24 protein-coding genes and 1 riboswitch are annotated in these 25923 nt (G+C 58.4%); of the genes, 14 read left to right on the top strand and 10 right to left on the bottom strand.

Annotation, left to right across the window (positions count from 1 at the left end):
- Window positions 1-164 precede the first annotated feature (164 nt).
- Both ACFFSY_RS30905 and ACFFSY_RS30900 read left to right on the top strand, forming a co-directional pair.
- Entirely contained in the window at window positions 165-911 is a 747-nt protein-coding gene (locus tag ACFFSY_RS30905; RefSeq protein WP_377501502.1) for an ABC transporter ATP-binding protein, read from the top strand.
- On the top strand, window positions 908-2875 hold the full coding sequence (locus ACFFSY_RS30900) for an FtsX-like permease family protein (RefSeq protein WP_377501500.1): 1968 nt from the start codon (window positions 908-910) through the stop codon (window positions 2873-2875). The genes ACFFSY_RS30905 and ACFFSY_RS30900 overlap by 4 nt, the downstream gene beginning before the upstream one ends.
- Window positions 2876-2950: 75 nt before the next feature.
- Here the strand turns inward: ACFFSY_RS30900 and ACFFSY_RS30895 are convergent, their stop codons facing one another.
- Together ACFFSY_RS30895 and ACFFSY_RS30890 are read right to left on the bottom strand one after the other, a co-directional pair.
- Entirely contained in the window at window positions 2951-3964 is a 1014-nt protein-coding gene (locus ACFFSY_RS30895; protein WP_377501498.1) for a sensor histidine kinase, read from the bottom strand.
- On the bottom strand, window positions 3961-4632 hold the full coding sequence (locus ACFFSY_RS30890; protein ID WP_377501496.1) for a response regulator transcription factor: 672 nt from the start codon (window positions 4630-4632) through the stop codon (window positions 3961-3963). Before ACFFSY_RS30890 ends, ACFFSY_RS30895 begins: the two co-directional genes overlap by 4 nt.
- Window positions 4633-4933: 301 nt before the next feature.
- Between ACFFSY_RS30890 and ACFFSY_RS30885 the strand changes: the two genes are divergently transcribed.
- The 3 genes from ACFFSY_RS30885 to ACFFSY_RS30875 are packed head-to-tail and all read left to right on the top strand — an operon-like array spanning window position 4934 to window position 7698.
- Complete coding sequence (locus ACFFSY_RS30885) at window positions 4934-5929, top strand: ArsR/SmtB family transcription factor (RefSeq protein ID WP_377501494.1); 996 nt, start codon at window positions 4934-4936, stop codon at window positions 5927-5929.
- Between the two features lie 13 nt (window positions 5930-5942).
- Complete coding sequence (locus ACFFSY_RS30880) at window positions 5943-6914, top strand: ABC transporter ATP-binding protein (protein WP_377501492.1); 972 nt, start codon at window positions 5943-5945, stop codon at window positions 6912-6914.
- Window positions 6898-7698, top strand: a complete 801-nt coding sequence (locus tag ACFFSY_RS30875) for an ABC transporter permease (protein ID WP_377501490.1) — start codon at window positions 6898-6900, stop codon at window positions 7696-7698. The genes ACFFSY_RS30880 and ACFFSY_RS30875 overlap by 17 nt, the downstream gene beginning before the upstream one ends.
- 127 nt (window positions 7699-7825) lie before the next feature.
- Here ACFFSY_RS30875 and ACFFSY_RS30870 read toward each other — a convergent pair whose 3' ends face one another.
- Window positions 7826-9295 (bottom strand): stalk domain-containing protein, encoded by a 1470-nt coding sequence (locus tag ACFFSY_RS30870; RefSeq protein ID WP_377501488.1) that lies wholly within the window; start codon window positions 9293-9295, stop codon window positions 7826-7828.
- A gap of 107 nt (window positions 9296-9402) precedes the next feature.
- Window positions 9403-9702 carry a hypothetical protein gene (locus tag ACFFSY_RS30865; protein WP_377501486.1) on the bottom strand — a complete coding sequence of 100 codons (300 nt, stop codon included), beginning with the start codon at window positions 9700-9702 and terminating at the stop codon, window positions 9403-9405.
- Between the two features lie 119 nt (window positions 9703-9821).
- Window positions 9822-9902, top strand: a riboswitch (ZMP/ZTP riboswitch).
- A gap of 62 nt (window positions 9903-9964) precedes the next feature.
- Here ACFFSY_RS30865 and ACFFSY_RS30860 point away from each other — a divergent pair.
- From ACFFSY_RS30860 to ACFFSY_RS30845, 4 genes are all read left to right on the top strand, one after another.
- Window positions 9965-10816, top strand: coding sequence for a bifunctional 5,10-methylenetetrahydrofolate dehydrogenase/5,10-methenyltetrahydrofolate cyclohydrolase (locus ACFFSY_RS30860; protein ID WP_377501484.1), 852 nt, complete (start codon window positions 9965-9967; stop codon window positions 10814-10816).
- 67 nt (window positions 10817-10883) lie between these two features.
- Window positions 10884-11054, top strand: coding sequence for a hypothetical protein (locus ACFFSY_RS30855; protein WP_377501482.1), 171 nt, complete (start codon window positions 10884-10886; stop codon window positions 11052-11054).
- Window positions 11055-11367: 313 nt separating this feature from the next.
- Complete coding sequence (locus ACFFSY_RS30850) at window positions 11368-12018, top strand: histidine phosphatase family protein (RefSeq protein WP_377501480.1); 651 nt, start codon at window positions 11368-11370, stop codon at window positions 12016-12018.
- Window positions 12015-12842, top strand: coding sequence for a GNAT family N-acetyltransferase (locus tag ACFFSY_RS30845; protein ID WP_377501478.1), 828 nt, complete (start codon window positions 12015-12017; stop codon window positions 12840-12842). Before ACFFSY_RS30850 ends, ACFFSY_RS30845 begins: the two co-directional genes overlap by 4 nt.
- A 324-nt stretch (window positions 12843-13166) precedes the next feature.
- Here the strand turns inward: ACFFSY_RS30845 and ACFFSY_RS30840 are convergent, their stop codons facing one another.
- The 4 genes from ACFFSY_RS30840 to hflX form a co-directional block, all read right to left on the bottom strand.
- Window positions 13167-14336 carry a polysaccharide deacetylase family protein gene (locus tag ACFFSY_RS30840; protein WP_377501476.1) on the bottom strand — a complete coding sequence of 390 codons (1170 nt, stop codon included), beginning with the start codon at window positions 14334-14336 and terminating at the stop codon, window positions 13167-13169.
- 45 nt (window positions 14337-14381) lie between these two features.
- Complete coding sequence (locus tag ACFFSY_RS30835; protein ID WP_377501474.1) at window positions 14382-14972, bottom strand: hypothetical protein; 591 nt, start codon at window positions 14970-14972, stop codon at window positions 14382-14384.
- 196 nt (window positions 14973-15168) lie between these two features.
- A complete protein-coding gene (locus ACFFSY_RS30830; RefSeq protein WP_377501472.1) occupies window positions 15169-16557 on the bottom strand; it encodes a glycine--tRNA ligase in 1389 nt (462 codons plus the stop codon).
- A 336-nt stretch (window positions 16558-16893) separates the two neighbouring features.
- Entirely contained in the window at window positions 16894-18171 is a 1278-nt protein-coding gene (gene hflX, locus ACFFSY_RS30825) for a GTPase HflX (RefSeq protein WP_377501470.1), read from the bottom strand.
- Window positions 18172-18662: 491 nt separating this feature from the next.
- On the opposite strand from hflX, the gene ACFFSY_RS30820 reads away from it, so the two are divergent.
- Window positions 18663-19556, top strand: a complete 894-nt coding sequence (locus ACFFSY_RS30820) for an aminoglycoside 6-adenylyltransferase (RefSeq protein ID WP_377501468.1) — start codon at window positions 18663-18665, stop codon at window positions 19554-19556.
- A gap of 307 nt (window positions 19557-19863) precedes the next feature.
- A complete protein-coding gene (gene murI, locus ACFFSY_RS30815; protein WP_377501466.1) occupies window positions 19864-20670 on the top strand; it encodes a glutamate racemase in 807 nt (268 codons plus the stop codon).
- A 95-nt stretch (window positions 20671-20765) separates the two neighbouring features.
- Here murI and ACFFSY_RS30810 read toward each other — a convergent pair whose 3' ends face one another.
- Together ACFFSY_RS30810 and ACFFSY_RS30805 are read right to left on the bottom strand one after the other, a co-directional pair.
- A complete protein-coding gene (locus ACFFSY_RS30810; protein ID WP_377501464.1) occupies window positions 20766-21713 on the bottom strand; it encodes a TauD/TfdA dioxygenase family protein in 948 nt (315 codons plus the stop codon).
- A 1-nt stretch (window position 21714) separates the two neighbouring features.
- Window positions 21715-22524, bottom strand: coding sequence for an alpha/beta hydrolase family protein (locus ACFFSY_RS30805; protein WP_377501462.1), 810 nt, complete (start codon window positions 22522-22524; stop codon window positions 21715-21717).
- A gap of 498 nt (window positions 22525-23022) precedes the next feature.
- Here ACFFSY_RS30805 and ACFFSY_RS30800 point away from each other — a divergent pair, with 498 nt between their 5' ends.
- Genes ACFFSY_RS30800 through ACFFSY_RS30790 form a run of 3 tightly spaced genes read left to right on the top strand, consistent with a single transcriptional unit; the run spans window position 23023 to window position 25873 of the window.
- Window positions 23023-24132 (top strand): ABC transporter substrate-binding protein, encoded by a 1110-nt coding sequence (locus tag ACFFSY_RS30800; RefSeq protein WP_377501460.1) that lies wholly within the window; start codon window positions 23023-23025, stop codon window positions 24130-24132.
- Window positions 24133-24171: 39 nt separating this feature from the next.
- A complete protein-coding gene (locus tag ACFFSY_RS30795; RefSeq protein ID WP_377501458.1) occupies window positions 24172-25032 on the top strand; it encodes an ABC transporter ATP-binding protein in 861 nt (286 codons plus the stop codon).
- Between the two features lies 1 nt (window position 25033).
- Complete coding sequence (locus ACFFSY_RS30790; RefSeq protein ID WP_377501456.1) at window positions 25034-25873, top strand: ABC transporter permease; 840 nt, start codon at window positions 25034-25036, stop codon at window positions 25871-25873.
- The last annotated feature ends 50 nt before the right edge of the window (window positions 25874-25923 follow it).

The following is a 25923-nucleotide window of genomic DNA, read 5'->3' as shown; positions in this document are numbered from 1 at the left end:
GGGGAGTTACTATCACCCGGCAGGCAAGCTGTGCGCTGATTGCTGCGACATGCAGGCTTACCGAAGACCCAAAGTGACAAAAATGTCACCTCTCTTCCTGCTGCCGCAATGGATAGCTCTCCCATTCCGGTCTATAGTAAGGACAGGAAAGGGAGGATGCGAACGTGCAAGCCATTATTCAAACGAAACAATTATCCAAACATTACGGCAAAACACAGGTGTTAAACAATATCGATCTAACCGTGAACCAAGGCGAGTTCACCGCCATTATGGGGCCGTCCGGATCAGGCAAATCGACGCTGATGAACGTGCTGTCGACGATCGACCGGCTCTCCGGCGGCGATGTGTGGCTGAAGGGACAGTCGCTGCTGGCGCTGAACAAACGGGCGCTGCGCGAATTCCGTCAGTCGCATATGGGGTTTATTTTCCAAGACTACAACCTGCTGGATACGCTGAACGTGAAGGAGAACATTCTGCTGCCGCTGTCGCTGCGCAACGTCAAAACGCCCGAGATGGAGGCCCGCTTGAAGGCGATTGCCGAGGCGCTGGGCATCGAAAGCATTCTGGAGAAATATCCAAGCGAAATTTCGGGCGGGCAGAAGCAGCGGGCGGCGTCGGCGCGCGCGATCATTACCGAGCCGTCGATCGTATTCGCCGACGAGCCTACGGGAGCGCTCGACTCGCGCTCGGCCACGGGGCTGCTCGAACAACTAGTTCATTTGAACGTGACGTTCGGTACGACGATTCTGATGGTGACGCACGATCCTTACGCGGCGAGCTATTGCAGCAGGGTGATTTTCCTTCGGGACGGCGGTATCGTCAGCGAGCTGTATGCGGGCGACCAAGGGCATAGGGCGTTCTACGACCGGATTCTGGATACGCAGAGTCTGCTCGGGGGAGGCAAGCGATGAGCCTGCTCGATCTGACGCTGCGCAACGTTCAGCGGAATTTCCGCCTATATACGATCTACCTGGTGTCCATGATCATTGGGGTCGTCATTCATTTCACCTTCTCGTCGCTCATGTTCAACGAAGATATTCTGAGCGCGCTGGAGAACCGGGATACCTTCCGAATGGGCGTGTCGATTGCGTCCGTGGTCGTATTCGTGTTCATTGTTTTCTTCATCCTGTACGCCAATTCGTTCTTCATGCGGCAGCGCAAAAAGGAATTCGGCACGTACCTGCTCTTCGGCATGCGGGAGGGTCAAATTACGCAAATGGTATTCTACGAAACGCTGGTGCTCGGTGCGGTGTCGCTGGTATGCGGCATTCTGCTCGGAGGCCTGCTCTCGAAGCTGTTCGGCATGCTGCTCATGAAGCTGATGCAATACGACAGCGTCATCTCGCTGTCTTTCCCGATCGGAGCGGTCGGGACGACGGTGGCCGTGCTGCTGGTGCTGGCGGTCATCATCACGCTGCAGAGCCATCTCGTCATCCGCCGCGTCCAGCTTATCGAGCTGTTCCGGGCGAAGGAACGAATGGAGAAGCCGATTCAGGCAAGCAGCAAGCTGGCGCTGCTGGCAGTTGTGCTGCTCGCGGCGGCGTTCGTCGTCATCGGCGGCGGGGCGACCTCGGTTATGTGGCAGGATTATGCGCTGCCGAGCATGATTATCGTCACGGTCGGCATGATCGGCGGCACCTTCTTGTTCTTCCGCCAATTCACAGGCTGGCTGCTGCAATATATGAGCGGCAGGCGACGGTATTTCGAAGGCGGCACGATGTTGTGGACATCCGCGCTTCGGTTCCAGGTGCGCGGCAATACGCTCAATCTGACGTTCATCACGCTGTTCGGCACGCTGATCATGCTGCTTACCTGCTTCGTGACAATCAACTACCAGGTACAGTTCGACGCGGTCGGCAGGAATTTGCCTAATGATATCGCCTATGAAGTGAAAGACCCGGCCGTCCGGTCGGAAACGGAAGCCATCATCGGCGCATCCGCCCACGCCATCGCGTGGCATCGCACGCTGGAGGCGCTCGCGTCCGATCCGAGCACGCCGCTGGACGATGCGTTCGAGAATCCCCAGTATTATTTTCCCCAGGTGCTGCTCGTGTCTCAGCAGTCGTACAACGACATCGTCATGCTGCGCGGCGACGACCAGACGATAGCGCTCACCGGCGACCAAGCGTTATCGCTCTCGCAAGGGACTGATTTCGCGAAGACGTTCGCGCCCGGTGATGCCGAACGTCTGGAACTTGCGCTAGGGGCGGAGAAGGCTGCGTTCAGCGTCATCGAGAAGAAGGACTATGCGCTGCTCGGCTGGGCGAGCGATCCGGTGCTCTCTATGGTGAAGAAGCCAGCTGTTCTAGTGGTCGCAGACGAAGCTTATGCCTCGTTGCAGGCAGACGCGGCGCGCAGAACGTTCGAAATCTACGATATTGAAGACGCGAAGAATGCCGAGGCGCTGTCCAAGGAGCTGCACGCGCTGATTACGAAGCAGCCGGAGGCGTATTACTCCTCGTTCGCCGACGTCTACTCGAAGCAGATCGAAGGCTCGGCCCTGATGCTGTTCGCGAGCGCCTTCCTCGCGGTCATCGCCGTCTTCGCGCTGGCGAGCGTCATCTATTTCAAGCAGCTGCGCGAGGCGACGGAAACTCGCGGGCAGTATGCGATTTTGCGCAAAATCGGCGTAAGGGAGGAACAAATCCGCGGCGCCGTCCGCAGGCAGCAGCTGTTCGTGTTCGCGCCGCCGCTCGTGCTGGGCATTGGCTTCAGCTGGTTCATCATCAAGTCGTATATTCTGGATTCGGTGAAGGACTTCCAGGGGCTGACGGCCGCGGTGTGGGCCATCATGGGCGTGTATTTCATCATCTATTTCGTCTTCTACCTCGCGTCGGTTAATTTGTATTACCGGTTGGCGAGCGCTCGGGGATAGGGATATGTAGGCGTCAAAATAACCGCAAGCGAACGGCGAGGATGCCGCGTGCTTGCGGTTATTTGGCTTTCTCGGTTAATCGCTCTCGCCCCTAGCTGTCCCACGCCGCATCGACCAATGCGGATCGTGGTGCTTCGGGAAATGGATCACCATCTCCGTGTACGCGCCGGCCACCGACGAGCAGGTCATGTAATGACCGAGCCGGCCCGACAGCTCCTGCGCGAGATAGAGCCCCATGCCGGTTGATTTGGCCTGCGTCTGCCGCCCGTTCGTCCCCGTGAAGCCCCGGTTGAACACGCGCGGCAAATCCTTCGCTTCGATGCCGATGCCGTTGTCCCGGATGACGAGCTGCTTCTCTTGCGCGAATACGCGGGTTGCGATCACGATCTCCCCGTTCTCGGCCGTATATTTCAAGCTGTTCGTGATGACCTGGTCCACGATGAATTGGAGCCACTTCGGGTCGGATTGGACGGATTGCGCCGGCTCCATCCGAAGATCGATCCGGATTCGGCGCGAGATGAACGTCTTCGCGTGGCGTCTGACGATGCGTTTCATGAATGGCGCAAGGTCGACCTCGCCGATCTCGTAATCTTGGCTGAAGCTGTCCAGCTTCGCGTAATAGAGCGCCTGATCGACGTAATGCTCGATGCGGGCCAGTTCCTCTTCCAGGCTGGCCGGGTCGATCTGCGTCTGCTGCATGAGCCGAAGGACGGAGATCGGCGTCTTGATCTCGTGGAACCACGACACGATGAAATTATAGTGCTCGCGCTGCTGCGCCTTTGCTTCGTTGAGCGCCTGGATGTGCCTGCGCTCCATCAGCTCCATCGCTTCGCGGTAGGCGGCCGCCTCCATCGACAACGGGCGCGTCTCCTCGTCGTCCATGTGCCGGACCGCGCTAGCGCTGAGCGCAAAGCGGTACAGCGTGAAGCCGGCGGCGATGATCAGCGCAAGGGCGCAGGCGTACAGCACCGTGCTCCAGCGCCACGAGACGCCGGGGTCCGTCATGAACACGAGCGCCATGACCGCGACGACCGCGAGGAAGGCGAGCAGATAGGGGCGCTCGTACGCCAGGAAGCGCCAAAACTTCATTCGACGATATACCCCATTCCTTTGCGTGTCGCGATAAAGTCGGCAAGGCCCAGCGAAGCGATCTTGCGCCGCAGCCGGTTGACGTTCACGGTCAGCGTGTTGTCGTCGACGAACTGCTCGTCGTTCCACAACGCCTGCATCAGCTCCTCGCGCGAAAGGATTTTGCCGATACTGCGCATGAACGTCTGCAGCACGATGAATTCGTTGCGGGACAGCTCGACGCTCTGCGTTCCCACCGCGATCGATGAATTGGATAGATTGAATGTCAGCCCGCCGTACGCCAGCTGCAGCTGCTCGTCCTGGTATGTATAATTGCGGCGCAGCAGCGCGTTCACCTTGGCGACGAGGATACCGAGGTCGAACGGCTTCTGCACGAAATCGTCGCCGCCCATGTTGATCGCCATAATGACGTCCATGTTCTGATCGCGCGAGGATAGGAACAGAATCGGCACCTTCGACGCGGCGCGGATGCGCTGGCACCAATAGAATCCATCGAACACCGGCAAATTGATGTCCAGGATGACCAAATGCGGCCGGGCTTGTTCGAATTCCTTCAGCACCTGGTCGAAGCGGACTGCCTCGGTCACCTGCATTTGCCATTTGCGCAGCGTGTCAGCCACGATCGAACGGATCTTGTCGTCGTCTTCGACAAGCAGAATATGAAACAAGGAAGAGGCCTCCTTACGCAAATTTGTCGTGTCATAAGTATAGCACTTCGGCGCGTTCTGGGGAGTTCGTTGCTATTTCCTGAAAATAACCATAGAAAATATTGACAGAAGATCGGGCGTTTGTTAGTTTTAAGTCAACACTTAAAATAGAACATCGATAATTAAGTCTGCATTAAAAACAAATCGAAGGGAGAGGTTTGTTATCCAATCCATTACCGAGCAGCAACAGCTGCTGGAGTTCGGCTATTGCGAGCCGCTGGAGTTCATCGCCGCGCTCTCGATGGCGGCCAAGAAGGATTTTATGCTGGAATTCGGCCGGGAGATGGGCGTTGCGCTGGACGAAGAAGCTACGGCCATGCTGGAGGGAATGATCGGCCGGCTGTCCCGTCATGTGAAGCGGGAGATGAATCTGTTATTCGGCAAAAGCACGCTCTACGACCGGCTGGACGCCGGGTTGTACAACGTCTTCTTCGGCGGCGAAGAGGCGCCCACCACGCGGGAATGGTTCGACCGGTATCGCAATTGGGATGCGCTCGATCTGGTATACATGCTGCTGGAGGCGGTGTACGAAAGCGCGGGTATCGACTGGCTGGACGGGAGAGATGCCGCTTCGGTCCGAACGGATGCCCAGCTGCTGCAGCTTCTGGCTGCCGCGCATCCGCTGCCGGATGCGGAGCTGCACGCCGAGCTGCTCGATTGCGCCCGCTATCCGGAGGAGTTTCAGCACCGGACCGTCCTGTTATTGGAATCGTTCTGGACCCATGCTTTCCTGCCGGAGCGCGAACGGCTGGCGGCGTTCGGCGAGGTGGGAATTCGGAAATACGAGTCGCTGTTCGCGGCCGATCCCGAGCGGTCGTTCACCCGCATTGCCCGCATCGATCCGAAGCTCGTGACCAAACGGACCCGGGTGCACGTCAGCTATATTTCGCAGGTGTGCATGTTCTTCAACGCCGTCGATTGGCGTGACGACGCATGCAGCTGGATGTCGCTCGGCTACTTCAACGATGCGTTGGAGCGACGGCAAGAGGATAAGGATATGACCGAGAAGTTCCTGAAGGTCATCGCGGACAAACGCAGGCTCGACCTGCTGGAGCTGCTCAAGACGCGCAATCATTACGCCGGCGAGCTGGCGCAGCTGATGGCGTTGACGCCCGCTGCCATCAACTATCATACGAATCTGCTGATCGACCTCGGTCTGATCCGGATCACGAAGGCGGACGGTCGCATCTATTACGAGCTCGACGCCGAGAAGCTGTCCAACCTGATGGATCAGGCCAAGCGGACGTTACTGAAATAAGGAGGGGAACGAAGTGAGCCATTACGTGTTCGAGGCGCAGGGAATTAGCCAGCTCTATAAGAAGGGCAAGAACCATAAGCTGGCCAACGACAACATTTCGCTCGGCATCAAGCGGGGGGAAATTCTCGGGGTGCTTGGTCCGAACGGGGCGGGCAAGTCGACGCTCATCAAGCAGCTCGTCGGCCAGCTCAAGCCGACGTCGGGCCGGGTGCTGTACGAAGGCGGGGAAGTTCACGCCCAATCGCGACGCGTCGCTTCGGAGGTCGCCTATTTCTCGCAGGACCCTCATGTGCTCTCGGATTTACTTGTCAGGGAGGCGCTCGTCTTCACCGCGAGGCTACGGGGAATGGACGCCCGCGCAGCGAAGCGCGAGGCCGAGGCGCTGCTGGAGCTGTTCGAGATGAGCGAGCTGGCGGGCAAGAAGCTGAACCGGATCTCCGGCGGGCAGAAGCGGATGGTCGGCATCGGGACGGCGCTCATCGGGCATTCGCCGGTGCTCATTCTGGACGAACCGACCAACGAGCTCGACCCGAAGAAGCGCCGGCTCGTGTGGAATCTGATCGAGGAGCATAATCGGCAGGGGGCGACGATTCTGCTCGTGACGCACAACGTGCTGGAGGCGGAGCAGGTCGTCGACCAGGTAGCGGTCATCAACCACGGGAAGCTGCTGGCGATGGACGCGGTCGCGAAGCTGAAGCAGCGGGTCGATCAGCGGCTTCGGTTCGAGATCGGCACCGCGATGGGCCAGCGGGAAGCGGCGGAGCGGGAGCTATCCGCGTGGGGCATCGTGCAGGAGGGCGGCGAGAACCGCATCCGGCTGCTCGTCGAGAAGCATCGGGCGGCGGCGCTGCTAGAGATGATAATCGCGCGGACGGACCTTGCGATCGAAGAATATTCCGTTCTTCCGCCAAGTCTGGAGGACGTCTACTTCCACATTGACCGGGAAGCGGAGAAAGGAGAGACGCTGCATGAGAGGGTCGGTTAATTCTGCGCCGCAGACCGCGATTACGGTACCTACCGGACTTGGCAGATGGTGGACGGAGCTGTCGATTCTCGTGCGCATTCAGTTCGCGACGATCCGCAACAGCTGGGTGTGGATTATCGTGATGGCGACGCTGATCCCGATGACGACGATCATCTTCATGCGTTTCTTCATTGCGGATCCCTCCTACGAGAGCGTCGTGCAGGTGCTGGCGGGGAATCTGCTGTTTGGCATTATCGTCATGGGACTTAACGGGCTCGGGCAGGAAATCTCGTTCCAGAAGCATCAGGACCATTTCACATTCTATGCCTCGCTGCCGATTTCGAAAATCAACTTTGTGCTGGCCAACATGATTCGCGGCTTGATGAGCACGGTGCCTTCGTTCGTCATCTTGCTGTTCCTCGGCCAGTGGATGTTCGATGTCAGGCTGCACGTGACGCCCGCGCTGCCGCTCGTGGCGCTGCTGTGCCTGACGAGCATCGTCGGCGTCGGCATCATCCTCGGCTTCTGGTCGCCGAGTCATCAGCTGACGAACATTCTATGCCAGGCGCTCATGATGCTGATTACGTTCCTGTCGCCGGTCATGGTGACGGCCGATCAACTGCCGACGGTCGTGCAGTGGATCTCGTACGCGCTGCCGACGACGTATGCTGCGGACGCCATGCGGCAGGTGCTGCTGCATGGCTGGACGACAGGCGTCATGCTCGATTGCCTCGTCATGCTTGCGTTCAGCGTGCTGTCGTTGTTCATTGTCAGCAGACTTGTCAGCTGGCGGGTGAATCGCTAACGCGGAATCGAGCGGAGCCGACAGGCCAAGGATGAAGATCTGCGGATCAATTGGCAGACGCCAAAAAGCAAGCCCTGAACGCTTCGCGCGTTCAGGGCTTGCTTAAGCTTGGAGCTGCTGCTGGCGATTAATACTTGAAGCGGATGTCGATCTTCTCCGCGGCCTGGTTCCAATCGACTTGCGCGCCGAGCTGCTCGCTGATGAAGCGAAGCGGCAGGTACGACGTTCCGCTGACGCTGAAGGGCGGCGTCTGGAGCGTGACCGTCTCGCCGTTCAGCTGCGTGACGCCTGTTCGGTAGTTGATCGTAATCTGCAGCGGCTTGTCCGAGTCGGAACCTGTCAGCGTGACAAGTTTGGCCGCGTCATTCCACGCAAGCTTGGCGCCGAGCTTCTCGAAGACAGAGCGCAGCGGGACGAAGGCCTGGCTGGCGCGGGTGACGACGCCGTTGGTCAGCGCGACCGATTCTCCGTTCAGGATGACGGCGATCGGCTTCTGCACGGGAACGGGCAGCTCGTGGCTGAACTCGTAATCGCCATAGCCAAGCTCCGCGTTCTTGTTGAATCCCCAGCCCCAGAGCGAACCGTCCTTCAAGCGGAAGATGAGATGCCGGCTTGCTTCCACCTCTTCCACGCCCGTCGCGAGCAGGTTGAACTTGGCGTTCGGCGCGAGTTTGAAACCTTCCAGCGAAAATTCGTACAGTTTTCCATCATCGGTTAACGCGACGAGACTGTGATCGACCACATAGGCTTCCCTTGCGTGCGGGACGGTACTAAACATTATCGGCGGCTGCTCGTAATAGGCGGCGGCGTCGGAATAGCCGATTACCGCCTTGCCCCAGAACCACAGCCGTCCGTCCTGGTCGATGGCGGCGTTACCGTTGATCTTCGCGATATTCGACAGCCCCTGAACTTGCTTAGCCTTCGCGTCGACGCGCCCTAGTTCGGCCACCTCTTCCGGCAGCTTCCATACGGTTCCGTCTCGCTTAAGTCCGGCGTTCCGCTCGATGTCCAGCATTTCGCTCCAGCCCGGAACCGGCGAGAAGCGTGCAAGCTCCGGCGTGCTCCTGACGACCGAGCCGTCCTTCTTCAGGAACAAGAGCGCGCTTTGCCTGCGGCTATCGGGAGTCACTTCCTCGTATGCGGCGATTCTCGCCACATTCGCGATGCCTTCGAGCTTCCTCGTCTTCGACGGCACGAGCTCGTTCCGGCTCACGGGAACGGCGAAGACCGTGCCGCTGGTATCGACGAGCAGCGCCTCGTCGCCCCAATAACGCAGTACCGCGTTCAGGCCGACGGCGCCCGGAATCTGTTCGATCGATACTTGGCCTGTGACGTTGTCCCGCTGCCAATGCCAGACGGTGTCGTCCTGTTTCACAACCAACTGTTCGGGGTAAGCGGCCTTCACGTCCGTGAGACCGTGAATTTGGGTCGGCACGGCTAGCTTGCCGCTCCACGCCCAGTATGAGCCGTCCTTCTTGATCAGCGATGTCGGCGAGAAGTCTACAATGCTCCCCTGAATCGTGGCCGCGGACGCCGGGAATGCAAGCTGCAGCGATAGCGTCGTGGCGGCGATCAAGGCGGCGAATGCTTTCCTCACGATTAGATTCCTCCTCATCCATGCTCTATTAATCGATGTAACCTAACCAACCCTAAGACGCTTCAAGCAGCGGAAAGGTTCCAATTGCTAGATTTGCCGTGCGGCGATCAAAGACGAAACCGCGCGATGTGAGCCGTCAGCCCTTCCTGAATGAGAATCTCTTTCTGCTTCTCACCGATCAGATCGAAATGCGGATATCGGTCGCGACGATGGATATAGGCGGGATTTAGCCCGTTCTGCCTGCACCAGTCGGATAACCGCTCCAGATCCGCGCAGCCTGCCTTGGTGACCGTTCGCATACCAGGGAAACGGTCGTCCGTCCAGTAATGCGTCAAGAACGCGATCTCGCCGCGCAGGACGGCCGCCTTCCATGCATCCAGCTCTTCTCTTGTGATGCCTAGCGCCATGTCGGGCCCACCTCTCTCATCATACTTTACCATGCCGTGCCGCGAATTCCGAAATGGTCCATGATCGCCAAACCAGACTTGATCAGGCTGCGCGCTTCATCCTATAATAATTGTAATCGAACGTTATGCGTAACTGGCGGAACATGGGGAACCATGGGGGAGCGCATAAGCGGTAACAGCCGTACGCCTGGGCGAAGGTAAGGGAAGCAGCATTCCCTTGCCTTTTTTTATTGTTATCACACGATTATAGGGGATGAACGAGATGGCGGACAACGCGTTAATACTGAATGGCACGATGGTGGCGGACCGGATAAAAGAGGAACTTACCTCGCGGGTGGAAGCGTTGAAGGCGAAGGGGATCGTACCGTGTCTGGCGACGATCCTCGTCGGGGACGATCCATCCTCGGCGACTTACGTGCGCATGAAAGGGAACGCGTGCGAACGGCTCGGCATCGAATCGCGACGTATTCATCTGGGAGCCGGCACGACGACGGAGGAACTGATCGCGGTCATCGAACAATTGAACGGCGATGAAGACGTGCACGGCATCCTGCTCCAGCATCCGGTGCCTCATCATATCGACGAACGGGCAGCGTTCGAAGCGATCGCCATCGGCAAGGACGTGGACGGGGTGACGATGCTCGGCTTCGCGCAGAATGCGTTCGGCCAAGCGGACTATCCATCCTGTACGCCTGCGGCGATCATGGCCATTCTTGACCATTACGATCTGCCGATCGAAGGCAAGCACGCCGTCGTCGTCGGACGCAGCCCGATTCTCGGGAAGCCGGTGTCGCTCATGCTGCTGAACCGCAACGCGACGGTGACCGTCTGCCATTCCAAGACCGAAGGATTGGCTGAGCTCGTCCGCCAGGGCGATATCGTCGTGGCTGCCGTCGGCAAGCCGGCTTTCATCCAGGGCGATTGGATCAAAGAAGGGGCCGTCGTGCTGGATGCCGGCTACAACAAAGGCAATATCGGCGACGTCGACTACGAGGCGTGTCTGGCGAAAGCGAGCGCGGTCACGCCTGTCCCGGCTGGCGTAGGGCCTGTTACGATTGCGACGCTGCTCAAGCATACGGTGGATGCCGCGGAAAGAAGGGTGTTTCAACCGTAGTAATTCGGGGTATCCGCGAATATACTGTGCTGAAGTCGTCTATTCGTGGTAAAGGAGCTGAGCTGGATTGGAGATTGGTCAGTTCGAACAAGAAGTGTATACCGTTGAATTCGCGGACCGGCACTATAACGTCGTCTACTATCGGGAGATCGAAGCGATCGGCACGGAGGACGCCCGTCGGCAAATCCTGCTGCATCACCCCGACGCCAACATACGCGCGGTCACCCGGAAAGAATAGCTTACCGCAAGGAAGAACCGCCCGTGAGCGCACGCTCATGGGCGGTTTTTTTGATTGCATGGTGCTATGCAGCCGCGACATTGGGAAGGAAAATATTCCCTTACACCGAATGATAAACGATAGAGAGGGCTTGCCAAGCTGCACCGATCATGGGATCGCCGATTTCCACATCGGTGATGCGCCGCTGGGCGTCAAACAATTCATTTTGCCTGGAATGGCGCGAGCGTAGGCGGAGGCGCGTATTCCGACTGACTATACCAACATTTCAATTTCGAACGGGTCCGGGCAAGCTGGACGCCGTACAGGAGGTTCTATGTCTGATTCGACAACGACGCTGACAACCTATATCTATTTCGTACGCCATGGTCAAACGCAATTCTCCCGCGAGCTGGAGCGAGCTGGATCAGGAGCGGGACTGACGGAACAGGGAGCGCGGGATGCGCTGCGGGTAGCGGAGCTGCTGGCTGGCGAAGGCATCGACCTCATCGTATCGAGTCCCCAGCATCGGGCGCGGGACACGGTCGCGCCGCTGGCGGAGCGGCTCGGGCAGGAAATTGCGCTGTACGACGCGTTGAAGGAACGGGCGATCGGCAGCCTGCGCGAGGACATTCCGGACGAGGAGCTCAGGCGCGCCATTGCGCGTTCCTTCGAGGATTTGGACGCGGCGCTCCCCGAAGGAGAGACGACGCGGCAAGCGCGCGAGCGGGCGGTGCCGGTCGTGAAGCAGCTGCTGGCAGAGCATGCGGGCAGACGAATCGCACTCGGCACGCATGGCAACATCATGACCATTCTGCTCCATTATTTCGATGCGCGATACGGCTATGCGTTCTGGGCGGGGACAAGCAAGCCTGACATTTACCGCGCGCGGTTCGAGGGCGATCGGCTGGCCGAAGTGGAGAGATTGTGGAAGGAAGCGGGCGAATCACAGCCGCCATCCGTCACGTCCGAGCGCGACCGCCGATGATGGACACGTCCGAGCGCATCAAGGCGTTGTTAAGTCGCCGCGTACTGGAGAACATCACGCTGCTCAAAATGCTCGAAGCTTACGGCGCCGCCATGAACTGTCGGCTGTTGGAGCATGACGAACAGTGGAGCATGCTGCTGCGTTTGCCAACGTCGGACTGTCCTTACGATGCGAAGACATACCCGGATGCTTCGCATATCGTCTTTCTTGCAGGGACGGATGCGGATCTGCTGGATCAACTTGTCGGGGAGTTGTCTTTGAATCAGCCGCTCGTCTTTAAAGTCCAGCGGGCGGAGTATGAAGCGCTTCTTCGGAACCGCCTGACGCTGGAGCGGAAGCGTGCTTTCCATACCTACTCGATCGGCAAGGGAGATCTGGTTAAGCTGCCGTCCCGAGACGTTGCAGAGGAACGTCGGCTGAATGCTGCGCTGCTGCCGCTATGGATGGCCAACGGATATGCGCGAGAAGAACTGGAAGTGATGTTCGTCGGAGGCGCTCGCTCATACACGCTGTACGAGCAGGGAAGTCCGGTGAGCACGTGCCTCGCATTCCCCAACTACGGGAAGGTATGGGAGATTGGCGCAGTTCACACCTTAGCTTCGCATAGAGGAAGAGGACTCGCAGCCCAGGTCGTGGGCGCGGCCGCGGCAAGCTTGATTGAGCGGGGGCTGGTCCCTCGCTATCATGTCGAGGCGGGCAATGCAGCTTCCATTGCGCTGGCGGAGAAGCTCGGATTCACGCATGAAGTGGAGCTCGTTCATCTGCATTACGCCGGTAACGGAGAGGGGACCCCGACGGATAGCAGGGGAGCGAGTACTTGCTAGGGTACAGCCGCCGCTTTTGAACAGTGCCATTGCAACCATTCAATATACCATGGCTCTGGCCGGGTTTGATCTTTCATGGAAGATGTCGCGCACCGGCACAATAGACACCATTTGGTGTCCATTCTGCCTGTAGGACACCGTCAGGTGTCGCGTCACGAGCGTTACGCCGACTGTTGGCGCAAGCACTATTCGTTACGTACTGGCTCAAAATTCGTCGGGGCGGCCAACGATCAAATTCGGCATCCTATACAAAAGCGGCGAGCCAAGGAAGGTGCTCTTCCTAGCTCGCCGCTTTTGAAGTTAACAATCGCTGTATTAATGAGGTTACCCTGCCGGCGAGAGCTTCTTCAGGAACGCTTCGCCCACGTCGGCGTTCGTAACGTTAATCCGCTTGAGGCGCAAGGTGCTCGGCTGGCTGCCGGGGTAGTTGATGCCTGGTTTGACGAGCAGCGTCATCGTAAAGCCGGCTTCTCGAGCGATCGCTTCGCTCGAAGCGCTGTAATCGCCGAACGGATAACAGAGCACGAAGACCGGGCGATGCGTATAGCGTTCGATCAGATTCTTCGATTGCTTGAAATCGTCCAGCACCTTCTTCTCGTAGGCCGCGCTCGTCTCCGGTCGCTTCCCGACGTAAGCCGGCGCCGTAACAAGACCGCGTTCGATCTTCGAGCCGCGAACCTTGCCCTTGCGGTGCAGGTCGTAGGTATGGCTCTGAATATCGACCAGTCCGCTTGCCGACATCTCGGCGATCTGCGCCCAAGTCAGCTTGGGGGCGCCTTCGGAGGTGATGTCCGCCGCATCGCGCCGCATCATGGAGGCGATGACGAAAATAGTCGCCTTGGCCTTGTACTGCCGCAGCAGCGGGTAGGCCAGCGTGTAATTGCTTTCGTAGCCGTCGTCGAAGGTGAGGTAGACGGGCTTCTTCGGGAAGAGACGCTCCCCTTTCAAATATTGCTGCGCCTCCTCGGCGGACAATGTCACATACCCGCCTCCCGCCAGCGCGGCGAGCTGCTTCTCCAGTACTTTCGGATGTACGATGGTAGAGGCCTCCAGATTCGTCTGGAAATGATGGTACATCAAGATCGGAAGTCCATCCGTCTCCGTCCGGTAGCGAACGCCGTCGCTCGCGATGCTCAGCCGTTGCGTGCGCGGATTCCATTCTACGGTGAAGTTCGCGAAACCGCTTAGCTTGCGGGCGGGGAAATACAGCACGCCTTTACGCTTCACAAGCTCTGCCTGCTTCACGTTCAGCTGCGATGCCTCCGACTTCTTGACATGAAGCGCCACGCCGCCAGCGGTCGTCTTCGGCTCGAGTCCGAAGCGGGCCGCGGCATCGTCAAGCGGAAGAAATATGCTTCCGGACCGTGCGATCGGCTGGTGGCGCATTTCGGCCTGCCAACCATTAAAATACGTTTGGATGGCCATCGCTTTGCGGCCGTAAGGGAAGAGCAGCAGCAGCAAAATGGCGAGCATCAGACAAATTTTAGATTTCATACAGCACCTGAGGTCGAATGGATTTTGGACATAAATGTAGGCCGACTATGCTTGTTTCTTGCGTCTTCTTCGCCAGGTAAGGCTCGCGGCGATCAAGAGGACGACGAGACCGAGAACGCCAAGGAGAAGGACAACGCCGTAATCCTGGATGAACAACCAGCGCATATCGCCGTCCAGATCGACGATACGCTGCGGCTCGCTGCCTGGACCAAGCATCCTAAGGTCATCGCCGGCTGCCGCCAGCTCTTTGGCGCTGCACAGACCTGTGTAAGCGTCGCCGTTGCGCTCTTGGTAGGCGTAGACGAGGTAGCGCGTGCCAACCTTGAAGTCGATGCCGCAGGAGGATTCGGATCCATTGTCGAAGACGATCTGTTCGGACTGATCCACGCCCTTCCATAATGCCGTCACCTTGAATTGGTTCGCTTCCCGGTATTCGATTGGACCGAGGATGCCGGCCGGGCGTTGTTGTTCTTTCACGCGCAGCACTTCTCCCGCGAATACCAGCTTGGCACCGGCCAGCGCCTCATCAGGCTGTACGTCCGCGCAGCTGCAAGCGTACGAGACCGAAGGGGAAGGGATCGCAATGCCGGCCGCCGCATAGAGCGCGAGGAAGAAGAGTGCGATGGACTTTCTCAACTTGCGTGTCCCCTCATCATATAGTATTTGCCAATCCCGATTTGTAAATTAGCACCATTTTAGACGAGACGTTACAGTCTAAAGTTGCATGGTTGTTTCGATAAACGAAAAAAAAGCAACCGGCATGCACCGGTTGCATCAGTAGTCTGGCATTGTTTGGCTTCAAAGTCGGCTGTTCGCCGATGGTCGGCTAGCCTTAGAATTTCACGCGATCGGCCAAATATTCCTTCAGCTCCTTGATCGGCATCCGCGTCTGCTCCATCGTGTCGCGGTCGCGTACGGTGACGCAGCCGTCCGTCTCGGATTCGAAGTCGTACGTAATGCAGAACGGCGTGCCGATCTCGTCGTGCCGGCGGTACCGCTTGCCGATGGAACCCGCGTCATCGTAGTCGACCATGAAGTCGGCGGCCAGATCGGCGAAGATACGCTGCGCGCCTTCGGCCAGCTTCTTGGAGAGCGGGAACACCGCCGCCTTGATCGGCGCAAGCGCCGGATGGAAGCGAAGCACGACGCGGCTATCGTCGCCCTCGAGCTGCTGCTCCTCATAGGCATCGATAAGGAACGCCAGCGTGACGCGGTCCGCGCCCAGCGAAGGCTCGATGCAGTATGGCACGTAGCGCTCGTTCGATTCCTGGTCGATGTAATGGAAGTCCTCGCCGGAGTGGGCCATATGCTGCTTCAGGTCGTAATCGGTCCGGTCGGCGATGCCCCACAGTTCGCCCCAACCGAATGGGAAGCGGTATTCAATGTCCGTCGTGGCGTTGCTGTAGTGGGACAGCTCGTCATCGGAGTGATCGCGCAGCCGGATGCTCGCTTCGTGCATGCCGAGCGACAGCAGCCAGTCGCGGCAGAAGTTGCGCCAGTATTCGAACCACTGCAGGTCCTCGCCGGGCTTGCAGAAGAACTCCAGCTCCATCTGCTCGAATTCACGCGTGCGGAACGTAAAATTGCCCGGTGTAATTTCATTGCGGAAGCTCTTGCCGATCTGGCCGATGCCGAATGGCATCTTCTTGCGCATCGTCCGCTGCACGTTCTTGAAGTTGACGAATATCCCCTGCGCCGTCTCGGGTCGGAGGTAAACCGTGTTCGCGCTCGATTCCGTTACGCCCTGGAACGTCTTGAACATGAGGTTAAACTGCCGAATGTCCGTGTAATCGCGGCTGCCGCAGTCCGGACAGGCAATCGCGTGCTCGTCGATCAGCGCCTTCATCTGGTCGAAGGTCATGCCGTCGACGATGATTTCGATGTCCTTCTCGCCAAGGGCGTTCTCGATCAGCTTATCCGCGCGATGGCGGGCTTTGCACGATTTGCAGTCGATCATCGGATCGTTGAAGTTGCCGACATGGCCGGAGGCGACCCACGCCTGCGGGTTCATCAGAATCGCGGCATCCAACCCGACATTATACGGCGATTGCTGGATGAACTTCTTCCACCACGCGCGTTTGATGTTGTTCTTCAGCTCGACGCCGAGCGGGCCATAGTCCCACGTGTTTGCGAGTCCGCCGTAAATTTCCGATCCTGGGAACACGAAGCCGCGGTGTTTGGCCAGCGCGACGATTTGCTCCATCGTTTTGTTGCTGCTCATAGCTCTGCACGCTCCTCAAGTGTAAGTTACAGCCGTCATATCAAAAAAAGCTCCCGCCTCCAGGTCATCGCGGGGGAGCGATGCCTAGGGACGAGAGCGTATATGCACCCGCGGTTCCACCCTAGTTGACGTTTGCGTACGAAGACGAGAACGCCCACTTTTGTTAACTTCCGCTCCGGACTGCCTTTTCCCCGACAAGATGCCGGGCTTGCACGATCCCCGGCTCGCTGCCTTCTGCGCGGCTTGGCGCCGCATCAGGTACTATTGGTCCATCAACGCGGATATGGCTGATTGGTGAACATCTTACCTCGGACGCGGGCAAAAAGCAATATGGCGTTATTCGGCTTCGATCGGCTCCACGAACAGATGCTTGAACTTCTCGTAATCCGCCGTCTTGCATTCCATCGTAAGCCGGGTGCCGTTCGGCTCATAGTTGGTCTCCCTCACGTGCGCGTTGGCGTTGAAGTAGGCAACCAGACGGCCCTCGTGGAACGGAATGATAACCTCGCACTCCACGTAGTCTTGGAATACCTTCTCCTTCACGAGCTCGACCAGCTCTTCCAGCCCGGCTTTCTCTTTCACGGACATATAGACGTAATCGCCGCTTACCTTCGGGTACGTCTCGCCGGTCAGATCGGTCTTGTTGTACGCATAAATCATCGGGATGTGATCCGCGCCCAATTCCTTGAGCGTCGAGTTCGTCACCTCGATCATCCGCTCGTGCTCCTCGTTGGCATAATCGACGACCTGGACGAGCAGATCGGCTTCGGCGACCTCCTCCAGCGTGGAGCGGAACGCCTTCACGAGATGATGCGGCAGCTGGCTGACGAAGCCGACCGTATCCGTGAGAAGGAACGACTTATTATCCGGCAGTTCAATGCCGCGCACCGACGTCTCCAGCGTGGCGAACAGCATGTCTTTGGCGAGCACTTGTTTGTTCGATTCCGGCATGTAGCGGTCCAAAATCGCATTCATCGTGCTCGATTTGCCGGCGTTCGTGTAACCGACGAGACAGACGACGGGCACGCCGGTCTTCTGTCGCTGCTTGCGCTGCACCTGACGGCGGGCGACGAGCTTCTCGAGTTCTTGCTGCAGCGCGGAGATCCGCTCTTCGATCCGGCGGCGGTCCAGCTCCAGCTTCGTCTCCCCGGCGCCTCTGTTCTTGAGTCCGGCGCCGCCGCCTTGGCGGCCGAGCGATTCGCGAAGGCCGACCAGACGCGGCAGCATGTACTGCAGCTTGGCGACTTCGACCTGCAGCTGCGCTTCGCGCGTCTGGGCGCGCTCGGAGAAAATATCCAGAATGAGGATCGTGCGGTCGATGACCTTCTTCTGCAGCGCGCCCTCCAGGTTGCGAATTTGGGACGGGGACAACTCGTCGTTGAAGATGACGGTGGAGGCGTCGAGTCCCTCGGAGAGCCCCAACAGCTCGTCGATTTTGCCGGTTCCCAAGTAGTGGGAACCGTTGATTTTGGCCAAGTTCTGGGTCAGCTCGCCGACGACCTCGATGTCGCACGCTTCGGCCAGATTGCGCAGTTCCTCCATTGAATAGGCAAAGTCGGGGCGATCCTGCAAATTAACGCCGACGATAACGGCTCTGTTGTTCGATTGTTCCATATATGAATTCCTCCTAGGGCTTGATTGGAATGGTGGGCAAGCGCGCGGACGCAAAAAAACGCACGGGCGCTCTGGCGTGTGCGTTCGAAAGATCGAATGAGAGGAGGTCGGAAGCAACCGTACAAACGATGACGTTAATCACATCGCCGTAAGCCGGGTACGCGGTCGATTCGGAAAGCTATGGGCAAACAAACCCGCATGAAGGCGAGTGTTATCCAAGCGCAATCCGAATATTTTATTCCCTAAAGGTATGGACGAGACCTGCAATCGCGGCGATCTCGTGGTACGATATTCCATGGGTTACCTTTAAAAGGACAGACCTATCCTGAGTCCTCTGCACACAAGCAGAGCCTTGGCGCTATTCAATTAGCCGCGCAAAGTACGAACTCGGATAAAATCTATCACACGTAACCCTCCGTTCAACTAAAGTACACACATTCTAACATAAGCGGCCGCGTGTTTGCAAACAAATGGAAAAGAGGCGGATTTTCATGCGAAATGAAGCGCAGATGATGGATTTGATCATGACGACGGCTCGAGAGGACGAACGCATTCGGGCGGTCATCCTGAACGGATCGCGGGCGAATCCGGAGGCGAAGCGGGACATGTTTCAGGATTACGACATTGTGTATGTCGTCGTGTCAGTAGAAGACATTATCCAAGAGCGTGCCTGGTTCGACCGATTCGGCGAGCGGATGATCGCGCAGTCATCGGACGAGCAGTTGGATGTCGATCGCAAGCTCGGTGATGGCTTTATTAACATGATGCAATTCGCGGATGGCAACCGGCTCGATCTTCAGTTGGTCCAAGCGGACCGCCTGGAGGAACTTAAACCCGATAGTCTCAGCGTGCTGCTGCTCGATAAGGACGGGCTGATCGGCGCGTTCGACCCGCCGAGTCTTCGCGATTATGCCGTGAAGCCGCCGACCGCGCGGGAATTCGCGGCGTGTGCCAATGAATTTTGGTGGGTAAGCACGTATGTGGCCAAGGGTCTATGGCGGGATGAACTGATTTACGCGAAGACGATGATGGAAGGCCCGGTCCGCGAGATGCTCGTTCGCATGCTGCGATGGCTAGTCGGCGCACGAACGAACTATGCGGCTGACACGGGTAAGTTCGGCAAATATTTGGAGCGGTACTTGTCACCGGATGAATGGGCGTCGTACCGGCGGACCTACCCGGACGCCGACCCCGAGCGGATGTGGGACGCGCTGCTGCTGATGGGAGAGTTGTTCCGGCAAGCAGGGCGGGAGGTGGCGGCCGCTTGCGCCTGCTCGTACCCTGAGAAGGACGACCGCCTTGTGGCCGCGCATTTGGCCCATGTCAGACGGCTAGCGCCCGAAGCTATGGAATACATGAACCGCGATGGACATGGAAGAATATGATTTTACACGGCGGGTTATAAGGGGAAATAAGAGTATACTGCCGGGCTAGTTCGAACAGGTTCATTATAGTTAAAGAGCGTTCCGGGCAGCGGCCCCGTCGTTCGCCCGCTGCCCCCCCCGTTGCGCAGGCCGTGCTCGTTCAAAGGAGTTTGTCGGTTTCTTGACCGGTTACCCCCGCGGAGGCATGTCTTGCGGTGGCACGAGCGACGCTAAGTTGGGAGGACAAAACGTCCCGGGAAGGCTGGACACGCAGGCCTGCTTGGAGGGATAATGGGTTACCACCATTTTGAAAAAGAGGTCAATTGGCATGATAACGACATCCTATAAGGCAAACGCCAAGAACATCGTATTTTTTGACTCGGGGCTGGGCGGTTTGAGCGTATTGTCTGAAGCGCTCGATCGCTTGCCGGGCGAGAATTATATTTATTTCGCGGATAATCTGTATGTACCGTATGGCCTGAAGCCGCAGGAGGACGTGCGTCGCTTCATTCTCGGCGCGTTCGCACGTATTATGGAGAACGACGTCAAAGCGATCGTCGTCGCGTGCAATACCGCCACTAGTCTGGTCGTGCGGCAGCTGCGGAGCGAATACGGCATCCCGGTCATCGGCATGGAGCCGGCCGTTAAGCCGGCCGTGGAGCATAATCGCGCGAGCGGCAAACGGGTGCTCGTGCTCGCAACGCCGATAACATTAAACCAGACGAAATACGCCGAGCTCATATCGCGGGTGGACGGCGACCACATCGTCGACTCGATCCCGCTGCCGGAACTGGTCACATACTGCGAGGAGCTCAATTTCGACCCGGCTACGATCGGCGCTTATTTTCAGAAGAAGCTGTCTCCCTACGATTTGAACGACTACGGAACGATCGTGCTCGGCTGCACGCACTATCCGTTCTACCGACAATTGTTGACGGAGCTTCTGCCGCCTCATATCGAACTCGTCGACGGCAGCAGAGGGACAGTGTCACGGCTGTCGGATGTGCTGACTACTCAGAGCTTGTTGAATCCGCAGACGCGCGGATCGTTAACGTTCAACTGCTCGGGGGAGCCCGCTTATATCTCGAAGCTTGAGCGGGCGCTGGCGATGTTCAGGACGGAGTTGACAGTCTAACGGGTGCAGGATGAAGATGGTATTGAAAGTAGGACGGTTATGGAAAACAAAGAGCGTCAAGGCATATGCCCTGACGCTCTTTGCTCTGGACGCAATCAATACAGCCGGTCCCCGACGATCGAGATTCGCTCGGCCACCCTTCGGTCCGGGAAATAGTCGTTCACCGCGTAGTGCTGAAGCGCGCGATTGTCCCAGAAGGCGACGGTGTCCGGCTCCCAGCGGAAGCGGACGTGATACTCGGGAATCGCGATTTGGCGGAACAAATATTGGAGCACCTTCTCGCTCTCCTGTGCCTCCAAGCCGACGATCCGGGTCGTGAACGAGGAGTTGACGAAGAGCGTTTTCCTTCCTGTCTCCGGATGAATGCGCACGATTGGATGCTCGGCGGCGGGGAACTCGGCTTGTTTGGCGGCCAGCTGTTCCGGGGTCAACGCCCGGCCGAACACGTGGGTGAAATCGTGAATCGCGGTTAACCCGTCGATGCGTGCGCGAATTTCCTCCGGCAAATTATCGTAGGCAGCGGCGGCATCCGACCAGATCGTATCGCCGCCGCCGGACGTCGGCACCTCGATGAGCCGCAGCACGGCGCCGAGGGCGGGAGTCTGCCGCCACGTAACGTCTGCGTGCCAATTGTTCTCGCGGCCAGCTGTCTTGTCGTCCTTGGCGAAACGAACGACGTCCGCCGAATCGCCCTGCGGCAAGAAAGGATGATTCTCAAGCTCACCCCAATTGCGAGCGAATGCCGCCTGCTGCTCGGAAGTTATCCGCTGATTGCGGAAGAAGAGCACCTTCCACTCCAGCAAGGCACGGTTCAGCTCCTGCTTCAATTCTTCTGTGAGCGTTAAGCGCAGATCGACGCCTTCGATCTCGGCACCGAGCGTCCGCGCCAGCGGCTTTACGGCAAATAACGCGTAAGGGGCGGATACCGCATTCTCCGGAAGACGACGCAGGAGGCGGGGGCCGTTCGTTAATTCTCTAGCAATCGCGAGCGGGCGGTCAGCGGCCGGCTTCCCGGCGGTGAGATTCGCTTCGGGAACGGCCATCTTAGAGCGCCTCCTCTCGGACGGCTTCAATCGGCTGTAAGTGATGACGCAAGAACCCCGTCGTAACCGAGATCGCTTCGTCGAGGAATGGCGTCTGCCCGGCGAACGGATGCTGGACGCCGAAGGTATGATCGCCGCCCTGAACCTGAACGAACGTATGGCCGGGCGCTGCCAAGCGAAGCGCTTCATGGCCGAGCAAAATGCGTTCGCCGTCGGCGCTGCCCTGCACGATGAGCGCGGGCCGCTTCAGATAGGCGAGCTTATATGGAATGTCGAACCGATTCGCGTTCTGCTCGATGTCGGCGGCGATGTACGGTTCCGCGCTGGCGCCGGCAGGCGGCGTCAGATCGGACGGGGGGTTCCAGGCCGCGACCGCTCCGATGTCCGCTCGTTCGGCGGCCGTGATGATCGAGGAGGCTCCGCCTCGGCTATGTCCAAGCAGGCCGATTCGGGTGGGATCAGCGGAATCGGATTGCGGCAGCCGCTGCTCGCGGACAAGCGTTAGAATGGTCTCAAGATCCTCCAGTTCCCTGCTTAGCGTGCGGGCTTGCGCGATGACGGCTTCGGGCTGTTTGGTCGCGGCCGCATCGATCCGCGAGAAGTCGAAGACGACGGTGTAGAAGCCCTGTTCGGCAAGCACGTCGGTAACATGGGGCCAGAATCCCCATTCTTTGAAACCGCGGAATCCGTGTGCCACTACGACGACCGGCAAATCCTTTTGCCCCTCTATCGCCTTGATTTCGCCATTCAAAAATAAGCCATTGTCCAATGGGGCGCGAAACGCTTCCCGACGAATCCGTATTGTGCTCATGCGATCTACCTCCTGCGCAATTAGAGTGATGAAATGAAAAACAAAAAGAGGCTTCCTTCAGTTTAAGAAGAACGCCTCCGTTGGTACGGTTAACGCATTGGACATGCGGGTTACGTGAACAATCCGATAAAACAAATTGGAATTGTAGAGTTCATCATATAGGGGGGGAATTGCGCTGTCAATAGCGTGATTTGTCGAAAATATTTTTTGTCATCGGGCCGTTGACAACCCGATTTGAGGCATGATAAAGTCGCTCTAAACCAAATCCAAGTAACAGAATTGGAATTATAGGGTAAGGTCGACCAAACTATTGGAGACCCTGATCGAAGCATGCAAGTCACGCTTAGATCGGGGTTTTCGGCGTTAGGGAGTACTGTTCGCGGACTACCGGATAACCGGCGATCCTCTGTCAACCTTGGCTGGCTACGCGCTTTCCCGCGCTGCGCCCCGAATGGACGGAGGATTTTTTTTACCTACATAAACGGGAGGTTGAGGGAAATGAACAACGTACTGAAACGAAAACGGGGTACCGGCAAGCTGGGGATTCTCATGGCGGCGGTCGTCATGACGGCGGTAGTGCTGAGCGGATGCGGCAGCGATAAAACAGTCACGGCGAATGCCAACGCAGGCACTGGCAACAAAGGCGCGAAGAACGAAACCGCGTCCTCGGCGAGCGGCGAGCCCGAGGTGCTGGAGCTTCGCTATCAAGGCGGCGTAGGGTCGGTGACGCTTCCCGAGTTGGCCGAAGATCTGGGCTACCTGGCGCCGATCAAGCTCAAGTGGATTGGCAACACCATCAGCGGACCGCAGGACATCCAGTCGGCGGCGACGGGCGACGTCGATTTCGGCGGGGCGTTCAACGGCGCGGTCGTCAAGCTGATCGCCTCGAAGGCGCCGGTTGTACCGGTCATCGGCTACTACGGCGTTGATGAGAAGCGGTGGGGCGGGTTCTACGTGCTGGAAGACAGCCCGATCAAGACAGCGAAGGATTTCATCGGCAAGACGGTCGGCATGAATACGCTCGGGGCCCATAGTGAAGTCATTCTGAAGACGTGGCTCCGCAAGGAAGGGCTGACGGACGACGAAATCAAGCAGGTGCAGCTCGTCGTCATCCCGCCGATCAATTCGGAGCAGGCGCTGCGGCAGGGGCAGATCGACATTGCCACCCTTGGCGATATGGCGCGGGATAAGGCGCTGGAGCGGGGCGGGATCCGCCTCATTTTCAACGACTATGATCTACTGGGCAAATTTACGGCGGGCTCGTACGTCCTGCGCAAAGACTTTATCGAGAAGAACCCGAACACGACGCGCAAATTCGTCGAGGCCGTCGCCAAAGCGATCGAATGGGCGCGCACGACGCCTACCGAAGAGGTTGGCGCGCGATTGGAGAAAATCTTGACGCAGCGCGGTCGCGACGAGGATACGTCGGTGCTGAAGTACTTCAAATCGTATGGCGTCGCGGGCAAAGGAGGCGTCATCTCGGATAAGGAATTCCAGATTTGGATCGACTGGCTGGAGAATGAAGGCACGATCAAGAAGGGCCAAGTGAAGGTGCCGGACATTTATACGAACGAGTTTAATCCGTTCAAGGACGAAGCGAACAAGTAGAACAGGCGGAAGGTCAATTCCAAACGCGAGGTGAGCGGGATGACGACGAAAATCAGTTTTCAGCATGTGAACAAGACGTTCAAAGTGAAAGGAAACGCAGGCCGGTCCGAGGCGACCGAGTTCACGGCGCTGCGCGACATTAATTTCGACGTGAAGACCGGCGAATTCATGGTGATCGTAGGGCCGAGCGGTTGCGGCAAATCGACGCTGCTCGATTTGCTCGGCGGCCTGACGAAGCCGACGAGCGGCAGCATCCTGATCGACGGTAAGCCGATCAAGGGTCCTGCGCTTGACCGCGGCATCGTCTTCCAGCAGTATGCGTTGTTCCCGTGGAAGACGGCGCGCGGGAATATCGAGTTCGGCCTCGAAGCGAAAGGCGTGCGAGGCAAAGGGCGTGCCGAGCGGGCGCGCGAATTCCTCTCGCTCGTCGGTCTGGGCGGCTTCGAGGACCGCTACCCGCACGAGCTATCCGGCGGAATGAAGCAGCGCGTCGCCATCGCCCGCAGCCTCGCATATGACCCCGACGTCCTGCTCATGGATGAGCCGTTCGCCGCGCTGGACGCGCAAACGCGCGAAACGCTGCAGAGCGAGCTGCTGAAGATTTGGGAGAAGACGAAGAAGACGATCGTGTTCATTACGCACGGCATCGACGAGGCCGTCTATCTCGGCCAGCGCGTCGCGGTCATGACGAGCCGGCCAGGGCGGATCAAAGAAATCATCGACATCCCGCTCAGCGCGCGAGACGGCGAAGAGGACCTGCGCTCGGATCCGGAATTCGGACGTCTTCGCCATGAGATTTGGGGCCTGCTCCGCGACGAAGTGCAGCGCGCTCAGGCTTACGAGATTCAAGACAAAGTCGGTCATGCACAGAACGCATCCAATAAATCGGGGGTGGTGTAACATGGCAACGGCGGAAAAAAGCGTATCGCTGCCGATCGGCTCGGCGCAGCGGCGGAGCTCCGCGATCGCGGCTCCGCTCGGCATTGCAGGGAAGGTGTTGAAGCGCACCATTGCCATCTTGGCGTTGGCAGCTATCTGGGAGATCGTGCCTCGGACGGGTCTCGTGGAGCCGGCCTTCCTGCCGCCGCTCTCCGAGGTGCTTCAGGCCTGGTGGGGCTTGCTGACGAGCGGCGAACTGTGGACGCACACGGAATCCAGTCTGATCCGCTCGCTTGCCGGCTTCGGCATCGCGATCGCAGCGGCCATTCCGCTGGGACTGCTGATCGGCTGGTACAAGGGACTTGCGGAGCTGCTCACGCCGGTGCTCGAGCTGTTCCGCAATACGGCGGCGCTAGCGCTGCTGCCGGTGTTCACGCTCATCCTGGGGATCGGCGAGACATCTAAGATCACGCTAATCGTCTATGCGTGCTCGTGGCCGATCCTGCTTAATACGATATCCGGCGTGAAGAACGTGGACCCGCTGCTCATTAAATCGGCCAAATCGATGGGATTGTCGCCGCTGAAATTGTTCATCAAAGTCATTCTTCCCGCGGCCGTGCCGACGATCTTCACCGGCATCCGGCTTGCCGGGGCAGGCTCGATTCTCGTGCTCATCGCGGCGGAGATGGTCGGCGCCAAAGCCGGTCTGGGCTACTTGATCAACTACGCGCAGTTCAACTTCCAGGCGCCGGAGATGTACGCGGGCATTATCAGCATCTCGCTGATCGGCTTGCTCTTCAACCAGGGGCTCGTCACGCTCGAGAAACGGTTCACCGCTTGGAAGCAGACGCAATCCGAATAACCAATTGAGCGTAGAGGTCATTCGAATAACAATTAAACGAGGAATAGGTG

Source organism: Paenibacillus aurantiacus (genome assembly GCF_042431225.1).
Taxonomy (GTDB): domain Bacteria; phylum Bacillota; class Bacilli; order Paenibacillales; family Paenibacillaceae; genus Paenibacillus_Z; species Paenibacillus_Z aurantiacus.
Note: the sequence above shows the minus strand (reverse complement) of the source record. Positions and strands in the feature narration are given on the sequence as shown.

Bases quoted from the DNA above. Each gene is read 5' to 3' on its own strand.
- ACFFSY_RS30900 (WP_377501500.1), top strand. From the start codon at position 908: ATGAGCCTGCTCGATCTGACGCTGCGCAACGTTCAGCGGAATTTCCGC.
- ACFFSY_RS30895 (WP_377501498.1), bottom strand. From the start codon at position 3,964: ATGAAGTTTTGGCGCTTCCTGGCGTACGAGCGCCCCTATCTGCTCGCC.
- ACFFSY_RS30885 (WP_377501494.1), top strand. From the start codon at position 4,934: ATGCTGGAATTCGGCCGGGAGATGGGCGTTGCGCTGGACGAAGAAGCT.
- ACFFSY_RS30875 (WP_377501490.1), top strand. From the start codon at position 6,898: ATGAGAGGGTCGGTTAATTCTGCGCCGCAGACCGCGATTACGGTACCT.
- ACFFSY_RS30865 (WP_377501486.1), bottom strand. From the start codon at position 9,702: ATGGCGCTAGGCATCACAAGAGAAGAGCTGGATGCATGGAAGGCGGCC.
- ACFFSY_RS30860 (WP_377501484.1), top strand. From the start codon at position 9,965: ATGGCGGACAACGCGTTAATACTGAATGGCACGATGGTGGCGGACCGG.
- ACFFSY_RS30850 (WP_377501480.1), top strand. From the start codon at position 11,368: ATGTCTGATTCGACAACGACGCTGACAACCTATATCTATTTCGTACGC.
- ACFFSY_RS30845 (WP_377501478.1), top strand. From the start codon at position 12,015: ATGATGGACACGTCCGAGCGCATCAAGGCGTTGTTAAGTCGCCGCGTA.
- ACFFSY_RS30840 (WP_377501476.1), bottom strand. From the start codon at position 14,336: ATGAAATCTAAAATTTGTCTGATGCTCGCCATTTTGCTGCTGCTGCTC.
- ACFFSY_RS30830 (WP_377501472.1), bottom strand. From the start codon at position 16,557: ATGAGCAGCAACAAAACGATGGAGCAAATCGTCGCGCTGGCCAAACAC.
- hflX (WP_377501470.1), bottom strand. From the start codon at position 18,171: ATGGAACAATCGAACAACAGAGCCGTTATCGTCGGCGTTAATTTGCAG.
- ACFFSY_RS30820 (WP_377501468.1), top strand. From the start codon at position 18,663: ATGCGAAATGAAGCGCAGATGATGGATTTGATCATGACGACGGCTCGA.
- murI (WP_377501466.1), top strand. From the start codon at position 19,864: ATGATAACGACATCCTATAAGGCAAACGCCAAGAACATCGTATTTTTT.
- ACFFSY_RS30810 (WP_377501464.1), bottom strand. From the start codon at position 21,713: ATGGCCGTTCCCGAAGCGAATCTCACCGCCGGGAAGCCGGCCGCTGAC.
- ACFFSY_RS30805 (WP_377501462.1), bottom strand. From the start codon at position 22,524: ATGAGCACAATACGGATTCGTCGGGAAGCGTTTCGCGCCCCATTGGAC.
- ACFFSY_RS30800 (WP_377501460.1), top strand. From the start codon at position 23,023: ATGAACAACGTACTGAAACGAAAACGGGGTACCGGCAAGCTGGGGATT.
- ACFFSY_RS30795 (WP_377501458.1), top strand. From the start codon at position 24,172: ATGACGACGAAAATCAGTTTTCAGCATGTGAACAAGACGTTCAAAGTG.
- ACFFSY_RS30790 (WP_377501456.1), top strand. From the start codon at position 25,034: ATGGCAACGGCGGAAAAAAGCGTATCGCTGCCGATCGGCTCGGCGCAG.